Origin of the sequence: Thermomonas flagellata (assembly GCF_022419185.1) — a bacterium.
Lineage (GTDB): Bacteria > Pseudomonadota > Gammaproteobacteria > Xanthomonadales > Xanthomonadaceae > Thermomonas > Thermomonas flagellata.
Genome location: NZ_JAJOZK010000010.1, coordinates 1 through 15,745 on the forward strand (window position 1 = coordinate 1; position 15,745 = coordinate 15,745).

The window sequence follows — 15,745 nt, forward strand, 5'->3', positions numbered from 1 at the left end:
GCCTGCTTGATGAACCCGATGATCTGTTCCGTGGTGAATCGACTCTTGCGCATGTCCGTCCTCTCTGGATGACGGACTCTACCTAGCTTCGAGTGGTACGGCTTGAGGGGGGCAGGTCAGTTGGACAGCAGCCGCTTGCGGATGTCGGCAGGGATGGACTCCCAGCGTTGGCGGGCGGGCTTGGTGAAAGTCGGCAGGGATTCAATCGCCACGGATCACTCCTCGAACAATTCAGAGTGCGTACCCGTCCGCACGAAGATGATGGTGTTGCCATCCAGGCGGTAAATGAGCAGGAAGTCGCCGCCGATGTGACATTCGCGGTGGTCGGCCCAATCCCCCTTCAGCGGGTGATCCAGCCATTCAGGCCCCAGCGGGGCATCGTTGCCAATGAGCAGCAACATCGCCTCCTTCAGCCGCTTCAGGTCGTAGCGACCCGAACGCGAGAGGCGTTCCCAGTCTTTGAGGAAAGACTTGGTGTAATCGCTCGCCCTGGGCAGCGACGCCCGCTTACTGCTGGCGGGCTTTTTGGCTTGCGCCGAAACTGGCGTTTTCGAGGTCATCGATCAGGGCGTCTGCAGAGTCAAAGCGGGCGGTGCGCGCCTTGGCCATGACGCGGGCTTCTTCCATCGCCGCGCGGGTCTGCGCGTTGGGCACCTTCAACTCCAGCGGAAAGGCCTGGTCGTTCACCACGCGCTTGAGCAGGATGCGCACGGCATCAGACACCGATAGCCCCATGGCTGCCAGTGCCTCGCTGGCTTGCGTCTTGATTTTGTCGTCCACCCGGACGTGCAGCATCGTGGAACGGGCCATGGTCGAATCCTCCGTTTCCGCAATTGTGTATCTCGATTGCGATACAGTCAAGTCATCTCTGGTGAGGCTCTGGCGGCGTTCGATGCCTGACTGGCGGCCGTGGTTGACGATGAACCGCCAAACATAAGCCATTGATTTTGAAGGATCGGGTGCTGCGGCTACCCGCAGGCCAAACAGAGAACAGAGACGGCTCTGGCCGAGAAAATGGCCGATTTCGGGCGTTTCGGCTGATGGCTACCCGCAGCACAGGTGGCCGGAACCCCGCGTGGCGCGGGGATTTCAGGCAAGAAAAAGGGCCCGGAGACTTTCCGGGCCCTGCTGATTGGTGGAGGTGGGCGGAATCGAACCGCCGTCCGAAGGCACTCCATGCCCGGCACTACATGCTTAGCCCGCTGTTCCGTCTCGGTCGCCGGCAACACAGCGTGCCAAGCACGCCAGCGACCACACCCGCTGCGGTTCGGCGTCGGTTGGCGGGTCGCCGCCGGCGCCTATCCCGTGATGATGACCCTACATCCACGAGCACGGGCACAAGTGGGTTCGGGGCTAGGCCTTAGGCGGCCAGAGCGTAGACGTCGTCGTTGGCGTCTGTTGGTTTGCCGCTGGATTAACGAGGAAAGCAGCCCCCTCGGCATGCGCCGTGCGATTTCGCAACCCCCGTCGAAGCCAGTGCACCCCCGGGTCTTGTCGATGTCGCCGACGCCTGCAGTGTAGGGACGGCGGGGCGCCGGCTCAAGCCGGTCGAGGCCGGTGCCGGGCATTGGTTATGCTGGCGGCATGGAGGATGCCAAGCAGAACGCCGGCCACTCCGCCGCGCGGCCGCAGGCCCGCTGGTGGGCCGGCTACCCGTTCGCGGTGCTGGTGCTGCTGATCGCGCTCGGGCTGGTGGTCGGGGTATGGAAGGACTGGCGCGAGCGCGAGCTCGCGCAGGCGCGCGAGCAGTTCGGCCAGCACGCGGGGCGGATCGCGGACCTGATCCAGCAGCGGCTGGACGAGTACGAACTGACCCTGCGCGGCGGCGCGGCGATGGTGGCGGCGGTGCAGTGGCCGGCACCGGCGCACTGGCACAGCTACGTGAGCGGGCTGTCGCTGGCGACCCGCTACCCGGCGGTGCTCGGCCTGGGCTTTGCCGCCTACGTCGATCCGCCAGGTCTCGCGCGCCTGCAGCTGCTGATGCGCGATGCCGGGGCGGGGCACTACACGGTCCGTCCTCCCGGCGTGCGTCCGGCCTATGGCCCGATCGTCTACCTGGAACCGACGACCCCCGACAATCGCCTGGTGATCGGCTACGACATGTATTCCGAGCCGGTCCGGCATGCCGCCATGCTGGCGGCGTTGGAGAGCGGGCGGACCCGGCTGTCGGGCATGATCCATCTGCTGCAGGACCGCGGCCGCAGGATCCCGGGCTTGCTGCTGTACCACCCGGTGTATGCCGGCGACCTGCCGCCGCAGACGGTGGCGGCGCGGCGGGCGGCGATGAAGGGCTGGGTGTACCTGCCGTTCCGGGTGCACACGATGGTGCAGGCCGCGACCGCCGGGGCGCGCGGCAGCGAGCGGCTGCGCATCGTGGATGTCAGCGATGCCGCCCCGCAGGTGCTGTACGAGGACCCCGGCATCGACACCGACAACGCCTTCGCGCTGAGCCTGCCGCTGGAGGTCGACGGCCGCCGCTGGCGGCTGGACTTCTATTCCGGGCCGATGGCCAGCGCGGTACCCGGCCTGACCAGCCTGAACTGGCTGCTGGCGGCGGGCATCGCGATCAGCCTGCTGCTGTTCGCGATCGTGTGGTCGCTGGCCGGCACCCAGGCGCGCGCGCAGCGGATTGCCAGTGCGATGACGGCTTCCCTGCGGCGCAGCGAGGAGCGCTTCCGCACCGCGATCCAGCATTCGCCGATCGGCAAGGCGCTGCTGGATGCGCAGGGCCGGGTACTGGAGGTGAACGAAGCCTTCGAGCGCCTGGTCGGGCGACCCGCGCCGCAGCTGCTCGGGCATCCGCTGGCCGGCGTGCTGGCCGGCGCCGACCCGCATTCGCGCGAGGCGGCGCTGCAGGCGCTCGCGGCCGGTACGGTCGCGCGCGCCACGGTGGCGCTGCGGCGCGCGGACGGCGACCTGCGCCACGTGCAGCTGGTCGCGGCGCCGCTGCCCGGGCGCGGCGAGGGTGAGGCCGCGCAGCTGGTGCAGGTGGACGACATCACCGATCGCGTGCGTGCCGAGCAGGAGGTGCAGGCGCTCAACCGCAGCCTGGAGGCGCGGGTCGCCGCGCGCACGCGCGCCCTGCGCGAGGCCAACCGCGAGCTGGAATCCTTCGCCTACAGCGTCTCCCACGACCTGCGCGCGCCGCTGCGCGCGATCGAGGGCTTCAGCCGGATCCTGATGGAGAAGCAGGCCGCGGCGCTGGACGCGAGCGGGCGCGACTACCTGCAGCGCGTGCGCAACGCGACCGCGCGCATGGGCGAGCTGATCGAGGCGCTGCTGAAGCTGTCGCGGATCGGCCGTGGCGAGCTCAAGCCGGAGGACGTCGACCTCTCGGCGCTGGCGGCGGACGTGGTCGCCGGCCTGCGCGAGAGCCGGCCGGGGCATGCCCCGGAGGTGGCGATCCAGCCGGGCCTGCACGCCCAGGGCGACCGCGCGCTGCTGCGCAACCTGCTGGACAACCTGCTCGGCAACGCCTGGAAGTTCACCCGCGACGCGGCCACGCCGCGGATCGTCTTCGGGGCCGAGCGCGGGCCCGGCGGCTTGCCGGAATTCTTCGTGCGCGACAATGGCGCCGGCTTCGATCCGGCCTATGCCGACAAGCTGTTCCAGCCGTTCCAGCGCCTGCACAGCCAGGACCAGTTCGAGGGCCACGGCATTGGCCTGGCCTCGGTCAAGCGCATCGTCGAGCGCCACGGCGGCCACATCCGCGCCGAAGGCGCGCCGGGGCAGGGCGCGACGTTCTTCTTCACGCTCGCCCCGGATCCGCACGACGCGCACTGACGCGCGGTTTCGTCCGGCCCGGCAGGGCGGCTCAGGCGTCCTTGTTGTGGCGGCGCAGCAGGCGCTGCTTCTCGCGGTTCCAGTCGCGCTCGCGGCTGGCCTCGCGCTTGTCGTGCTGCTGCTTGCCGCGCGCCAGCGCCAGTTCGGCCTTGACCTTGTTGCCTTTCCAGTACAGCGCGACCGGGATCAGGGTGTAGCCCTCGCGCTGGACGCGCCCGATCAGCTGGTCGATCTCGCGCCGGTGCAGCAGCAGCTTGCGGGTGCGGCGGTCGTTGGCGACGACGTGGGTCGAGGCCTGGATCAGCGGGGTGATCTGCGCGCCGACCAGGAACAGCTCGCCCTCCAGCACCACGGCATAGGCGTCGCCGATGTTGGCGCGGCCGGCGCGGATCGCCTTCAGCTCCCAGCCCTGCAGGGCCAGCCCGGCCTCGTATTTCTGCTCCAGGTGGTATTCGTGCCGGGCGCGCTTGTTGAGGGCGATGGTGCCGCCCGGGTTTGGCTTATCCTTGCCCGCTTTCTTGTTCATCCGCCCATTCTCGCCGATCCTGCGCCGCCGGCGCAGCCGCCCGGAGACGCCATGCCGCAGATCCTCCGCAGTGCCCTGGTCGAGCATTCGGCCGCGCGCATGTTCGCATTGGTCAACGACGTGGCCGCCTATCCGCGCCGCTTCGAGTGGTGCCGCCAGGCGCAGGTGCTGGAGCAAGGCGAGGACCGCCTGCTGGCGCGGCTGGACCTCGGCATCGGCGGCTTCCACACCTGGTTCACCACCGAGAACACCCTGGTGCCGCCGCACCACATCGACATGGCCCTGCGCGAGGGCCCGTTCGCGCGCCTGCACGGGCGCTGGACCTTCCACGCGCTGGACGAGAACGCCTGCAAGGTCAGCCTGCAGCTGGACTTCGAACCGCAGTCCAAGCTGCTGCTGCCGGCGCTGGCGCTTGGCCTGCAGGGGCTGGCCGACCGCATGGTCGACGACTTCGTGCGCGAGGCCGAGCGCGGGGCATGATCCGGGTCGAACTCATCCGGGCCTGGCCCGGCCGCCACGAGGCGTTGCAGCTCGAACTGCCCGAAGGCAGCCGCGCCGGCGACGCGCTGGCGCGCGCGGGCTGGGCGCTGGACGCGGGCCATCCGCTTCTGGCGGTGTACGGCCAGCGTGCGACCCCGGAGACGGTGCTGCGCGACGGCGACCGGCTGGAGCTCTTGCGCCCGCTGCAGGCCGATCCCAAGCAGGCGCGCCGGCGGCGCGCGCAGCGCCAGCCGCGGCGTTAGCCCGGCCGCGGGACAAGGAGAGTGCCGGCTCAGCGCCGGCGGCGGCGCTCCTTATCCTTGTCCTTGGCCAGGTTCGGGCCGAACTCCTTGACCACCTGGTCGGCCAGCTGCGCGTCCTGCTCGGGGAAGTAGTCGCCTTCCCAGCGCTCCAGCACGCCGTCCTTGAAGTAGACAGTCAGGGTCTTGACCTCGGTCTTGCCGACCCGCCCGGTGCGCTGCGCGGCGGCATAGTCCCAGCGGTCCTGGTGGAAGGGGTCCTGGACCGAGGGCGTGCCCAGCACGGTCATCACCTGGCGCTTGTCCATCCCCGGCTGCAGCTGGCCGACGGCAGTCGCATCCAGCAGGTTGCCCTGGTACAGCGGCTGGCGGTAGATGATGCCGCAGCCACTGGTGGCGAGGATCGCGAGCAGGAGCAGGGGGAGCGTGCGCATCGGGACGTCGGCGGAGGGGCGAGGCGGCGATGATACACTCCCCCCGCACGCCGCCGGCGCCCGCGCACGGCATCCGCCGTTCATGCGGCGTTGGCGGTGCGAGGCGACGGCAGCGAGGGCAGGGGATGGAATCGCAGGATTTGCGCAAGGCCGGCCTGAAGGTCACCCATCCGCGCATGCGGATTCTCGAGCTGCTCGAGCAGAGCAAGCCGCGGCACATGACCGCCGAGGACATCTACCGGCAGCTGCTGGCCAACGGCGAGGAGATCGGGCTGGCCACCATCTACCGGGTGCTGACCCAGTTCGAGTCGGCCGGGATCGTGCTCAAGCACCATTTCGAGGGCGGCCAGGCGATCTACGAGCTCGACCGCGGCGACCACCACGACCATATGGTGGACATCGACAGCGGCCGCATCATCGAATTCCACAGCAGCGAGATCGAGGCGCTGCAGAAGAAGATTGCCGCCCAGCACGGCTACGAGATCGCCGACCACGCGCTGGTGCTGTACGTGCGCAAGAAGAAGTAGCCGCACAGGGCGGGGGCGCTGCGGCTTATGCCGCTTGCGTCTGCAGCAGCTTGTCGGCGGCGGCGCGGGCCTCGGAGGTCACGTCGGCGCCGCCGAGCATGCGCGCGATCTCCTCGCGGCGGCCGGCCGCGTCCAGCCGCTGCACCGCCGCCTGGGTCACGCCGCCGGCGGCCGCCTTCAGCACCCGGTACTGGGCATGGCCGGCGGCCGCGACCTGCGGCTGGTGGGTGACGCACAGCACCTGGCGGTCGCGGCCGAGCGCACGCAGGCGCTGCCCGACCGCGGCCGCGACCGCACCGCCGATGCCGGCATCCACCTCGTCGAACACCAGGGTCGGCACCGCGTCCGCGCCGCGGGTCGCCACTTCCACCGCCAGCGCGATGCGCGACAGCTCGCCACCGGAGGCGACCTTGCGCAGCGGGCGCGGCGGCTGCCCGGGATTGGCGCTGACCAGGAACTCGGCGCGCTCGGCGCCGAGCGGGTCGGGGTCCGCGTCGGCCTGCGCCTCGAGCAGGATGGCGAAGCGCCCGCCCGGCATGCCCAACTCGCCGACCAGCGCCTCGACCGCGGCGGCGAGGGCGTCCGCGGCGCGCTGGCGCGAGGCGGACAAGGCGCCGGCGGCCCGCACCCAGTCGGCCTGCGCGGCGGCCAGGTCGCGCTCCAGCCGCGCTAGGCGCTGGTCGGCATCCGCCAGCGCCTCCAGCTCGGCGGCCAGGACGTCGCGCTGCGCCGCCAGCCGCTCCAGCGGCACCCGGTGCTTGCGCGCGAGGTCGTGCAGGCGCGCCAGGCGCTGCTCGAGCGCGGCCAGCGCGTCCGGGTCGAGCTCGAGGTCGTCGCGGATCCGCTGCAGCAGCGCCTGCGCCTCGTCCAGCTGGATCGCGGCGGCCTCCAGCAGGGCATCCACCTCGCCCAGGCGCGGTTCGTGCGCGGCTTGGCGCTGCAGTTCGGCGCGCAGGCGCGGCAGCCGGCGGCCGAAGGCGTCGTCGCCGCCGAGCAGCTCGAGCGCCTGCTCGCAGGCGGCGATCAGGGCGGCGGCGTGCGCGTGCCGGCGGTGGCTGGCCTCCAGCTCCGCCAGCGTCGCCGCCTCCAGCGGCTGCGCCTGCAGCTCCGCCAACTGGTGCTGCAGCCAGGCCTGGCGCTCGCCGACGTCGCCGCGCGCCAGCAGCGCGGCCTGCTCCTGCCGCAGCGCCTGCCAGCGCCGCGCGGCGTCGGCGGTGGCCTGCAGCAAGGCGGGATGGCGCGCATAGGCATCCAGCAGGCGGGTCTGGTGCGGGCGCGACAGCAGCGCCTGCTGGGCGTGCTGGCCGTGCAGGCCGACCAGACGCGCGCCGAGCTCGGCCAGCTGCGCCAGGCTGGCGCCGCGGCCGTTGATCCACGCGCGCGAGCCGCCGTCCGCGCGCAGGGTGCGGCGCAGCCGGCATTCGCCGCCGTCGTCCAGTTCCTGCTCGCGCAGCCAGGCGGCGGCGTCGGCGGCGTCGGCGAGGTCGAATTCGGCCTCCAGCTCGGCGCGTTCGGCGCCGTGGCGGACCGCGCCGGCGTCCGCGCGCGCCCCGCACAGCAGGCCGAGCGCGTCCACCAGCAGCGACTTGCCGGCGCCAGTCTCGCCGGAGATCACGGTCAGCCCGGGGCCGAACGCCAGCGAGGCCTCGGCGACCACGGCGAAATCGCGGATGGACAGGGACAGCAGCATGCCGCGCATTGTGCCGCGTCGGCCGCCGCCGCCAAAGCCGGCGCCGCGCTTGCGCCGCGGCCGGCCCGCCCTTACAAACGCGGCATGGCCCGCAGTGCCGCCGACATCAGCCAGGATCCGCGTGCGCGCCAGCTGCTGCGCACCCTGATCGCGCGCCACATCCGCGACGGCGCGCCGGTCGGCTCGCAGACCCTGGCCCGGCACGCCGGGCTGGACGTCAGCCCGGCCACCATCCGCAACATCCTGGCCTCGCTGGAGGACGCCGGGCTGGTCGCCTCGCCGCACACCTCGGCCGGGCGCGTGCCGACCGCGCAGGGCTACCGCCTGTTCGTGGACTCCCTGCTGCAGCTGCGCCCGCTGCCGGAGGAGGAACTGGCGCGCCTGCGCAGCGAATTGCCGGCGGGGGCGGGCACCCAGGCCCTGCTCGGCAGCGCCTCCGAACTGCTGTCGGCCATGACCCGCTTCGTCGGCATGGTCAGCGTGCCGCGGCGGGAGAGCTTCGCCTTCCGCCAGATCGAATTCGTCCCGCTGGATCCCCAGCGGGTGCTGGCGATCCTGGTGTTCGCCGACGGCGAGGTGCAGAACCGGGTGGTGCAGGTGCGGCGCGCGTTCGACCCCGCCGAGCTGGAGCAGGCCGCGCGCTACCTCAACAGCCATTTCGCCGGGCAGCCGCTGGCGGCGATCCGCGCCCGCCTGCTGCAGGACCTGCGCCAAGCCCGCAGCGAGCTGGAGCACCTGCTGGCCAGTTCGGTGGAACTGGCCGAGCAGGCGCTGGCGCCCGGCGCCGAGGACATGCTGCTGGCCGGGCAGGCGCGCCTGCTCGGCCTGCAGGAGCTGGCCGACCTCGACCGCCTGCGCGCGCTGTTCGAGGCCTTCGCCGAGAAGCGCGAACTGCTGCAGCTTTTGGAACGCACCGCGCGCGCGCCGGGGCTGCGGGTGTTCATCGGCGAGGAGACCGGGCTCGCCCCGCTGGAAGGGATGTCGCTGGTGACCGCGCCCTATGGCCGCGACGGGCGCGTGCTCGGGGTGCTCGGCGTGATCGGGCCGAGCCGGATGGCCTACGACCGGGTGATCCCGCTGGTCGAGGCGGCGGCCAGCGCGCTCGGCGATGCCTTGAATCCCGGCGCCTGAGGCCCCATCGCTGGCGCGTGCGGCGATTCGCCGCGACCGGAAGCAGAGGCCATGACCCAGGAAACCCCACCGCAGGATGCCACCCCCGCGGCCGCCGCGCCCGCGCAGGACGGCCAGGACGCCCACGACGCACTGGAAGCGCTGCGCGCCGAGCTCGAGCAGCTCAAGGCACAGTCGCTGCTGGAGCGCGCCGACCTCGAGAACCAGCGCAAGCGCATGGCGCGCGAGCTGGAGAGTGCGCGCAAGTTCGCCAACGAGCGGCTGCTGGCCGATCTGCTGCCGGTGTTCGACAGCCTGGACGCGGGCCTGGCCGCGGCTGGCGCCGAGGCCGGTGCCCTGCGCGAGGGGCTGGAGCTGACCTACCGCCAGTTGCTGAAGGTCGCTGCCGACAACGGCCTGAGCGTGCTCGACCCGGCCGGGCAGCCGTTCGACCCGGCGCTGCACCAGGCGGTCAGCCAGGTGCCGGCCGGCGAAGCCGCGCCGGGCAGCGTGGTGCAGGTGTTCCAGAAGGGCTACGTGCTGAACGGCCGGCTGCTGCGCCCGGCCATGGTGGTGGTCGCGCAGCAGGACTGAACCGGGCGCGGACGCAGGGCTTGAACGCCCCTCGCCGCCGCCCCACATGGAGGGCATCGGCGCAGCGCGCCCACCCCATCACCGCATCGAGGAACCGGAGGACGACATCATGGGCAAGATCATCGGCATCGACCTGGGCACCACCAATTCCTGCGTCGCCATCATGGAAGGCGGCAAGGCCCGGGTGATCGAGAACAGCGAGGGCGACCGCACCACGCCCTCGATCGTGGCCTGGACCAAGGACGGCGAGGTGCTGGTCGGCGCCTCGGCCAAGCGCCAGGCGGTCACCAACCCGAAGAACACCTTCTTCGCGGTCAAGCGCCTGATCGGCCGCAAGTTCAGCGACGCCGAAGTGCAGAAGGACATCGGCCTGGTGCCGTACTCGATCGTCCAGCACGACAACGGCGACGCCTGGGTGGCGCTGGCCGACGGCAAGAAGCTGGCGCCGCAGGAGGTCTCGGCCAAGGTGCTGGAGAAGATGAAGAAGACCGCCGAGGCCTACCTCGGCGAGCCGGTGACCGCCGCGGTGATCACCGTGCCGGCCTACTTCAACGACAGCCAGCGCCAGGCGACCAAGGACGCCGGCCGGATCGCCGGGCTCGAGGTCAAGCGCATCATCAACGAGCCGACCGCGGCGGCGCTTGCCTACGGCCTCGACAAGGGCGACGCCAAGGACCGCAAGATCGCGGTGTACGACCTCGGCGGCGGCACCTTCGACGTCTCGATCATCGAGATCGCCAACGTCGACGGCGAGAAGCAGTTCGAGGTGCTGGCCACCAACGGCGACACCTTCCTCGGCGGCGAGGACTTCGACAAGCGCGTGATCGACTACCTGGTGGATGAGTTCCAGAAGGAGCAGGGGATCGACCTGCGCAAGGACCCGCTCGCCCTGCAGCGCCTGAAGGACGCGGCCGAGCGCGCCAAGATCGAGCTGTCCGGCGCGCAGCAGACCGAGGTCAACCTGCCCTACATCACCGCCGATGCCAGCGGGCCCAAGCACCTGAACATCAAGCTCACCCGCGCCAAGCTGGAAGCGCTGGTCGACGACCTGATCAAGAAGACCATCGAGCCGTGCCGGATCGCGCTGAAGGACGCCGGCCTGCGCGCCTCCGACATCAGCGAGGTGATCCTGGTCGGCGGCCAGACCCGCATGCCGAAGGTGCAGCAGGCGGTGGCCGAATTCTTCGGCAAGGAGCCGCGCAAGGACGTCAACCCGGATGAGGCCGTGGCCATCGGCGCGGCGATCCAGGGCGGCGTGCTGGCCGGCGACGTCAAGGACGTGCTGCTGCTGGACGTGACCCCGCTGAGCCTGGGCATCGAGACCCTGGGCGGGGTGATGACCAAGATCATCGAGAAGAACACCACCATCCCGACCAAGGCCTCGCAGGTGTTCAGCACCGCCGAGGACAACCAGGCCGCGGTGACCGTGCACGTGCTGCAGGGCGAGCGCGAGCAGGCCCGCTACAACAAGTCGCTGGCCAAGTTCGATCTGACCGGGATCGAGCCGGCCCCGCGCGGGATGCCGCAGATCGAGGTGACCTTCGACATCGACGCCAACGGCATCCTGCATGTCTCGGCCAAGGACAAGAAGACCGGCAAGGAGCAGAAGGTCGAGATCAAGGCCGGCTCCGGCCTGTCCGAGGAGGAGATCAAGCGGATGGTGGCCGACGCCGAGGCGCACCGCGAGGAGGACCGCAAGTTCCACGAACTGGTGCAGGCGCGCAACCACGCCGACGGCCTGATCCACGCCACCCGCAGTGCGATCAAGGACAACGGCGACAAGGTCGGGGGCGATGTCATCGGCCGCGCCGAAGGTGCGATCGCGGAGCTGGAGACCGCGATGAAGGGCGACGACAAGGCCCAGATCGAAGCCAAGGCGCGCGCGCTGGAGGAAGCCCTGCAGGCGTTGGCGGCGGCCGCCGCCAGCGGCGCCGCCGGCCAGGCGGGCCCTGCGTCCGGCGCGAGCGCCAGCGGCGGCGACGACGTGGTCGACGCCGAGTTCACCGAGGTCAAGGACGACAAGAAGGCTTGATGGCCGCAGGCGATGCGACGGGCAGGCCATGGGCCTGCCCGTCGCCATGTGAGGGGAACGGGTTGGCCCGATGAGCAAGCGCGACTACTACGAGGTCCTGGGCGTGGCCCGCACCGCCGGCGAGGAGGAGCTGAAGAAGGCCTACCGCCGCTGCGCGATGAAGTACCACCCGGACCGCAACCCGGGCGACAAGAGCGCCGAGGCCGCGTTCAAGGAGTGCAAGGAGGCCTACGAGGTCCTGAGCGATCCCGCGCGGCGCCGGCTGTACGACCAGCACGGCCACGCCGCGTTCGAACACGGCATGGGCGGCGGCAATGCCGGCCCCGGCTTCGCCGACGTGGGCGACATCTTCGGCGACATCTTCGGCAGTATCTTCGGCGGCGGCGCCCGCCAGGGCCCGCGCCGCGGTGCCGACATCGGTTATGTGCTGGAGCTGGACCTGGAGGAGGCGGTCGCCGGGGTCGAGAAGCGGATCGAGGTGCCGACCGTGGTCGCCTGCGGCCACTGCCGCGGCACCGGCGCCGAGGACGGCAAGGTGGACACCTGCACGACCTGCCACGGGCGCGGCCAGGTGCGCATGCAGCGCGGGCCGTTCACGATGCAGGCGCCATGCCCGCACTGCGGCGGCAGCGGCCGCACCATCACTACCCCGTGCCGGCAGTGCCACGGCCACGGCCGGGTCGAGGAAGAGAAGATCCTGCAGGTCAAGATCCCGGCCGGGGTGGACAGCGGCGACCGCATCCGCCTGGCCGGCGAGGGCGAGGCCGGCCCGCCCGGCGCGCCGCCCGGCGACCTGTACGTGGAAGTGCGGGTGCGCCCGCACCCGATCTTCGAGCGCGACGGCGACGACCTCCACTGCGAGGTGCCGATCCGCATCTCGCAGGCGGCACTCGGCGACGTGGTGCGGGTGCCGACCCTGGACGGCGAGGTCGAGCTGCGCATTCCCGCCGAGACCCAGACCGGCAAGGTATTCCGCCTGCGCGAGCGCGGGGTGAAGTCGGTGCGCAGCCGGCATCCCGGCGACCTGTACTGCAAGGTGGTGGTGGAGACCCCGGTCAACCTCACCGCCGCCCAGCGCGAACTGCTGGAGAAGTTCGAGGCCACGTTCGTGGGCGAAGACGCGCGCCGGCATTCGCCGCGCTCGGCCACCTTCCTCGACGGGGTGCGCAGCTTCTGGGAGCGGATGGTGTCCTGATCCCGGGCTGAACAGCACTGCCCGCGCCTGCGCCGGCGGGACCAAATGCGTCGGTTCTTGACGCACATCACTCCTTGTGGGCGCGCCACATCCTATGCTGTGCCTGCACCATAGTGCGGACAGGCAATCCCCCGTGTCGGACCGCCCCTTCGACCCCGCCCTGGCCGGCGCGCCGGCGCCCCCCTCCGAGGCCCTGCTGGATAGCCTCCAGCAAGCGCTGCTCGAGCGTCTGCCGGCGGCACTGGAGCGCGCGATCGCGCGGGTGGACGACTACCTGTTCGACCGCAGCCAGGCCGGTGACGACCAGCTCGGCCTGGTCCAGCTGCGCGAACTGCGCCAGGTGCGCGGGCGTCTCGTGCGCGGGTTCGAGCACGCGCTGCAGGCCGGGTTCCGGCGCCTGCGCGATCCCTGGCTGGAGCCGACGGCGGCGGCGCCGCTCACCCTCAGCCTGATCGAGGAGGCCGCGCTCGACGAGCAACTGGCGGTGGAGCAACTGGCCGAGGGGCAGGCGCGGGTGCACCAGGTCGCACTGGAGGCGCTCGGCCAGCGCCTGCGCCACCTGCTGCGGCGCGACGAGCTCAAGGCGACCGACGACCCGTTCGCGCCGATGTTCCTGGCCGATGCCGTGCGCAAGGCCATGCAGGCAGTGGAACTCGACGGCGGCGTGCGCATCGTCCTGCTCAAGTACCTCGAGCGCGAATGGACACCGGCGCTGGGCCAGGCCTACGAGCGCGCCAATGCCGCGCTCGCCGCGGCCGGCATCCTGCCGCACCTGCGCATTGCTCCGCGCCACGAGGACGCCGCGCGCGCCCCCGCGACGCCGCGCGCGCCGGAGCCGGGGATGGCGGCCGCGCCCGATCCCGCTCCGGCCGGCGTCGCCGCGCCGGCGATCAGCCCGGCCGACCAGGCCGCATTCGCCGGCCTGCTCGGGCTGCTGCAGGGCTGGCGCTCGGCCAACGGCTGGACCCCGCCTGCTGCCGGTGACGGCACGCCGCCACGGCCGATCAGCTCGGCCGAACTGCTCAGCGTGCTGAGCCTGCTGCAGGGCGACCTGCCGCGCCAGCATGCATTGGCCGAGGGCGGCGGCGAGCCCTTGGCCCTGCGCCTGCGCCAGGAGATGGCGCAGGGCGCCAAGCGCCTGGGCGTGGCCGGCGACAACCTGCAGCTGGACGGCCTGGACGAGGACGCGGTCGATCTGGTCGCGCTGCTGTTCGACGTGCTGCTCGACGGCCCGCAGTTCGGCCCCGAGATCCGGCGCATGATCGGGCGCATGCTGGTGCCGTACGTCAAGGTCGCGGTCAAGGACCGCCGGCTGTTCCTGTTCAAGGAGCATCCGGCGCGGCGCCTGCTCAACACCGTGGCCGAGGCCTGCGAGGGCAACCGCGGCGAGGCGCCGCAAGAGCGCGAGCTGCTCAACCACGTCGACCGCACGATCGACCGCCTGGTCGCCGAGTTCAACGAGGACGTGGCGATCTTCGAGGTCCTCGAGCAGGAGCTGCGCGCCTACATGGCCCAGCACCGCAAGCGGGTCGAGCTGGCCGAGCGGCGCGCCGCCGAGCAACAGCGCGGCCGCGAGCGGCTGGAGCAGGCGCGTGCGCGCGCCGAGGCGATGCTGGCGCGGATGCGCAGCGACCGCGAACTGCCGCCGGTGCTGGACGCCTTCGTCGGCCGCTTCGCGGCGCACCACCTGGTGCAGGTGATCCTGCGCGAGGGCCAGGCCTCGCCGCGCATCGACGCCACCCTGGGCGCGGTCGAGCGCCTGCTGCTGGCGTTCGACCACGCCGAGCTGCAGATGCCGGTGGCGCAGATGCCCGAGCTGCCGCGCGCGGAGATCCTGGCGGTGCTGGCCAGCTCCGGCTGCGTCGGGGAGCCGGCCGAGGGCGTGCTGGCGGCCATGCACGAGGCGCTGCTACGGGTTGCGCGCGGCGAGCCGCCGTCCGCGGTGGCGACCGCGCTGGACGCGCCGATCCCGCCGCTGGAGCCGCCGGCGCCGCCGGCCCCGGATCCGGTGCCGCCGGGGCTGGAGCTGGTCGCCGGCAACGACATGCTCGACTACGACGGCCACGTGCTCGAGCACATGCGCGCGCTCAAGGTCGGGCAGTGGCTGCAACTGGCCACCAGCCCGGACCGGGTGGAGCCGGCCAAGGTGTCTTGGATCAGCCCGATCTCCGGCCGCCTGCTGCTGGTCAACCGGCGCGGCATCCGCGTGCTGGTGGCCTCGCCGGAGGAGCTGGCGGCGATGGCCAAGCTCGGTAAGGTCAGCCTGCGCCAGGGCGAGACCCCGTTCGAGGACGCGCTGCAGCAGGTCGCCGGGCGCCTGAAGTCCGCCGCCGCGCAGCTGTGAAGCCGGGGCGGGCGCTTGTCCGCGCCGGTCGCCGCCGCTAGCCTGCGCCGATGCCGACTCCCCCGATCCGCCTGTTGATCCATGGCGCCAGCGGGCGCATGGGCCGCGCGCTGCTGCGCCTGGCCGCCCCCGATCCGCGCTTCACTGTGGTCGCCGCCGTCGCCCGCCGCCCCCCGGCGGACGATCCCGCGGTTCCCTGGTGTCTGGCCGCCGCGTTGGAGGCCGTGCCGGCCTTCGACGTGGCCGTGGACTTCAGCCTGCCGGACGGCTTCGACGCGGTGCTCGCACTGTGCCAGGCGCGCGGCGCGGCGCTGGTGTCCGGCACCACGGGCCTGGCCGCGGCGCAGCAGGCGAGGCTGCAGCAGGCAGCGGCGCGCATCCCGCTGGTGTGGGCCAGCAACTTCAGCCGCGGGGTCGCGCTGCTGGAGGAGCTGGTCGAGCGCGCCGCGCGCGCGCTGCCGGGCTGGGACTGCGACATCGTCGAGGCCCACCATGCGCACAAGCGCGACGCCCCCTCGGGCACCGCCCTGACCCTGGGGGCGGCGGCCGCGGGCGGCGGCGCCGACCCGCGCTATGCCTCGCTGCGCGCCGGCGACATCGTCGGCGAGCACCTGGTGCAGTTCACCGGCCCCGGCGAGCGCATTGAACTGGTGCACCGCGCCGCTGACCGCGACATCTTCGCGCGCGGCGCGCTCGAGGCCGCGGCCCGCCTGCCGGCACGGCCGCCCGGGCGCTACCGCCCGCGCGACCTGCTGTAGCCGGCCGCCGCG

At 72.0% G+C, this 15,745-nt stretch carries 15 protein-coding genes and 1 other RNA gene; 10 read left to right on the forward strand and 6 right to left on the reverse strand.

From position 1 onward, the window contains the following. Positions 1 to 215: 215 nt before the first annotated feature. The 3 genes from ML340_RS09830 to ssrA all read right to left on the reverse strand — a co-directional run bounded on the left by ML340_RS09830 (position 216) and on the right by ssrA (position 1,486). Positions 216 to 560, reverse strand: a complete 345-nt coding sequence (locus ML340_RS09830; RefSeq protein ID WP_240099166.1) for a type II toxin-antitoxin system YafQ family toxin — start codon at positions 558 to 560, stop codon at positions 216 to 218. Continuing rightward, on the reverse strand, positions 508 to 810 hold the full coding sequence (locus ML340_RS09835) for a type II toxin-antitoxin system RelB/DinJ family antitoxin (RefSeq protein ID WP_240099167.1): 303 nt from the start codon (positions 808 to 810) through the stop codon (positions 508 to 510). Before ML340_RS09835 ends, ML340_RS09830 begins: the two co-directional genes overlap by 53 nt. 323 nt (positions 811 to 1,133) lie before the next feature. Beyond that, positions 1,134 to 1,486: a transfer-messenger RNA gene (ssrA, locus tag ML340_RS09840) on the reverse strand. A gap of 98 nt (positions 1,487 to 1,584) precedes the next feature. Here ssrA and ML340_RS09845 point away from each other — a divergent pair. Next, a complete protein-coding gene (locus ML340_RS09845) occupies positions 1,585 to 3,783 on the forward strand; it encodes a CHASE domain-containing protein (protein ID WP_240099169.1) in 2,199 nt (732 codons plus the stop codon). A gap of 31 nt (positions 3,784 to 3,814) precedes the next feature. On the opposite strand, the gene smpB is transcribed toward ML340_RS09845, so the two are convergent. Then, a complete protein-coding gene (gene smpB / locus ML340_RS09850; protein WP_240099171.1) occupies positions 3,815 to 4,309 on the reverse strand; it encodes an SsrA-binding protein SmpB in 495 nt (164 codons plus the stop codon). A 51-nt stretch (positions 4,310 to 4,360) separates the two neighbouring features. Between smpB and ML340_RS09855 the strand changes: the two genes are divergently transcribed. Next, positions 4,361 to 4,789 (forward strand): type II toxin-antitoxin system RatA family toxin, encoded by a 429-nt coding sequence (locus tag ML340_RS09855; protein WP_240099173.1) that lies wholly within the window; start codon positions 4,361 to 4,363, stop codon positions 4,787 to 4,789. Beyond that, entirely contained in the window at positions 4,786 to 5,052 is a 267-nt protein-coding gene (locus tag ML340_RS09860) for an RnfH family protein (protein ID WP_240099175.1), read from the forward strand. Before ML340_RS09855 ends, ML340_RS09860 begins: the two co-directional genes overlap by 4 nt. A gap of 29 nt (positions 5,053 to 5,081) precedes the next feature. Here ML340_RS09860 and ML340_RS09865 read toward each other — a convergent pair whose 3' ends face one another. Further along, positions 5,082 to 5,483 carry an outer membrane protein assembly factor BamE gene (locus ML340_RS09865; RefSeq protein WP_240099177.1) on the reverse strand — a complete coding sequence of 134 codons (402 nt, stop codon included), beginning with the start codon at positions 5,481 to 5,483 and terminating at the stop codon, positions 5,082 to 5,084. Positions 5,484 to 5,608: 125 nt separating this feature from the next. On the opposite strand from ML340_RS09865, the gene fur reads away from it, so the two are divergent. Continuing rightward, complete coding sequence (gene fur / locus ML340_RS09870; RefSeq protein ID WP_240099179.1) at positions 5,609 to 6,010, forward strand: ferric iron uptake transcriptional regulator; 402 nt, start codon at positions 5,609 to 5,611, stop codon at positions 6,008 to 6,010. A 25-nt stretch (positions 6,011 to 6,035) separates the two neighbouring features. Here fur and recN read toward each other — a convergent pair whose 3' ends face one another. Continuing rightward, on the reverse strand, positions 6,036 to 7,700 hold the full coding sequence (gene recN, locus ML340_RS09875) for a DNA repair protein RecN (protein WP_240099181.1): 1,665 nt from the start codon (positions 7,698 to 7,700) through the stop codon (positions 6,036 to 6,038). Between the two features lie 84 nt (positions 7,701 to 7,784). On the opposite strand from recN, the gene hrcA reads away from it, so the two are divergent. From hrcA to dapB, 6 genes are all read left to right on the forward strand, one after another. Beyond that, the gene (gene hrcA, locus ML340_RS09880) at positions 7,785 to 8,831 is read left to right on the forward strand and encodes a heat-inducible transcriptional repressor HrcA (protein ID WP_240099183.1); all 1,047 of its coding nucleotides are present in this window, start codon (positions 7,785 to 7,787) and stop codon (positions 8,829 to 8,831) included. Between the two features lie 51 nt (positions 8,832 to 8,882). Continuing rightward, on the forward strand, positions 8,883 to 9,404 hold the full coding sequence (grpE, locus tag ML340_RS09885; RefSeq protein ID WP_240099185.1) for a nucleotide exchange factor GrpE: 522 nt from the start codon (positions 8,883 to 8,885) through the stop codon (positions 9,402 to 9,404). A 109-nt stretch (positions 9,405 to 9,513) separates the two neighbouring features. After that, the gene (gene dnaK / locus ML340_RS09890; RefSeq protein WP_240099187.1) at positions 9,514 to 11,436 is read left to right on the forward strand and encodes a molecular chaperone DnaK; all 1,923 of its coding nucleotides are present in this window, start codon (positions 9,514 to 9,516) and stop codon (positions 11,434 to 11,436) included. Positions 11,437 to 11,506: 70 nt separating this feature from the next. After that, positions 11,507 to 12,631, forward strand: a complete 1,125-nt coding sequence (gene dnaJ / locus ML340_RS09895) for a molecular chaperone DnaJ (RefSeq protein ID WP_240099189.1) — start codon at positions 11,507 to 11,509, stop codon at positions 12,629 to 12,631. Between the two features lie 133 nt (positions 12,632 to 12,764). Further along, positions 12,765 to 14,975, forward strand: a complete 2,211-nt coding sequence (locus ML340_RS09900) for a DUF1631 family protein (RefSeq protein WP_240099191.1) — start codon at positions 12,765 to 12,767, stop codon at positions 14,973 to 14,975. A 50-nt stretch (positions 14,976 to 15,025) separates the two neighbouring features. Continuing rightward, on the forward strand, positions 15,026 to 15,733 hold the full coding sequence (gene dapB, locus ML340_RS09905) for a 4-hydroxy-tetrahydrodipicolinate reductase (RefSeq protein WP_240099193.1): 708 nt from the start codon (positions 15,026 to 15,028) through the stop codon (positions 15,731 to 15,733). Positions 15,734 to 15,745 lie beyond the last annotated feature (12 nt).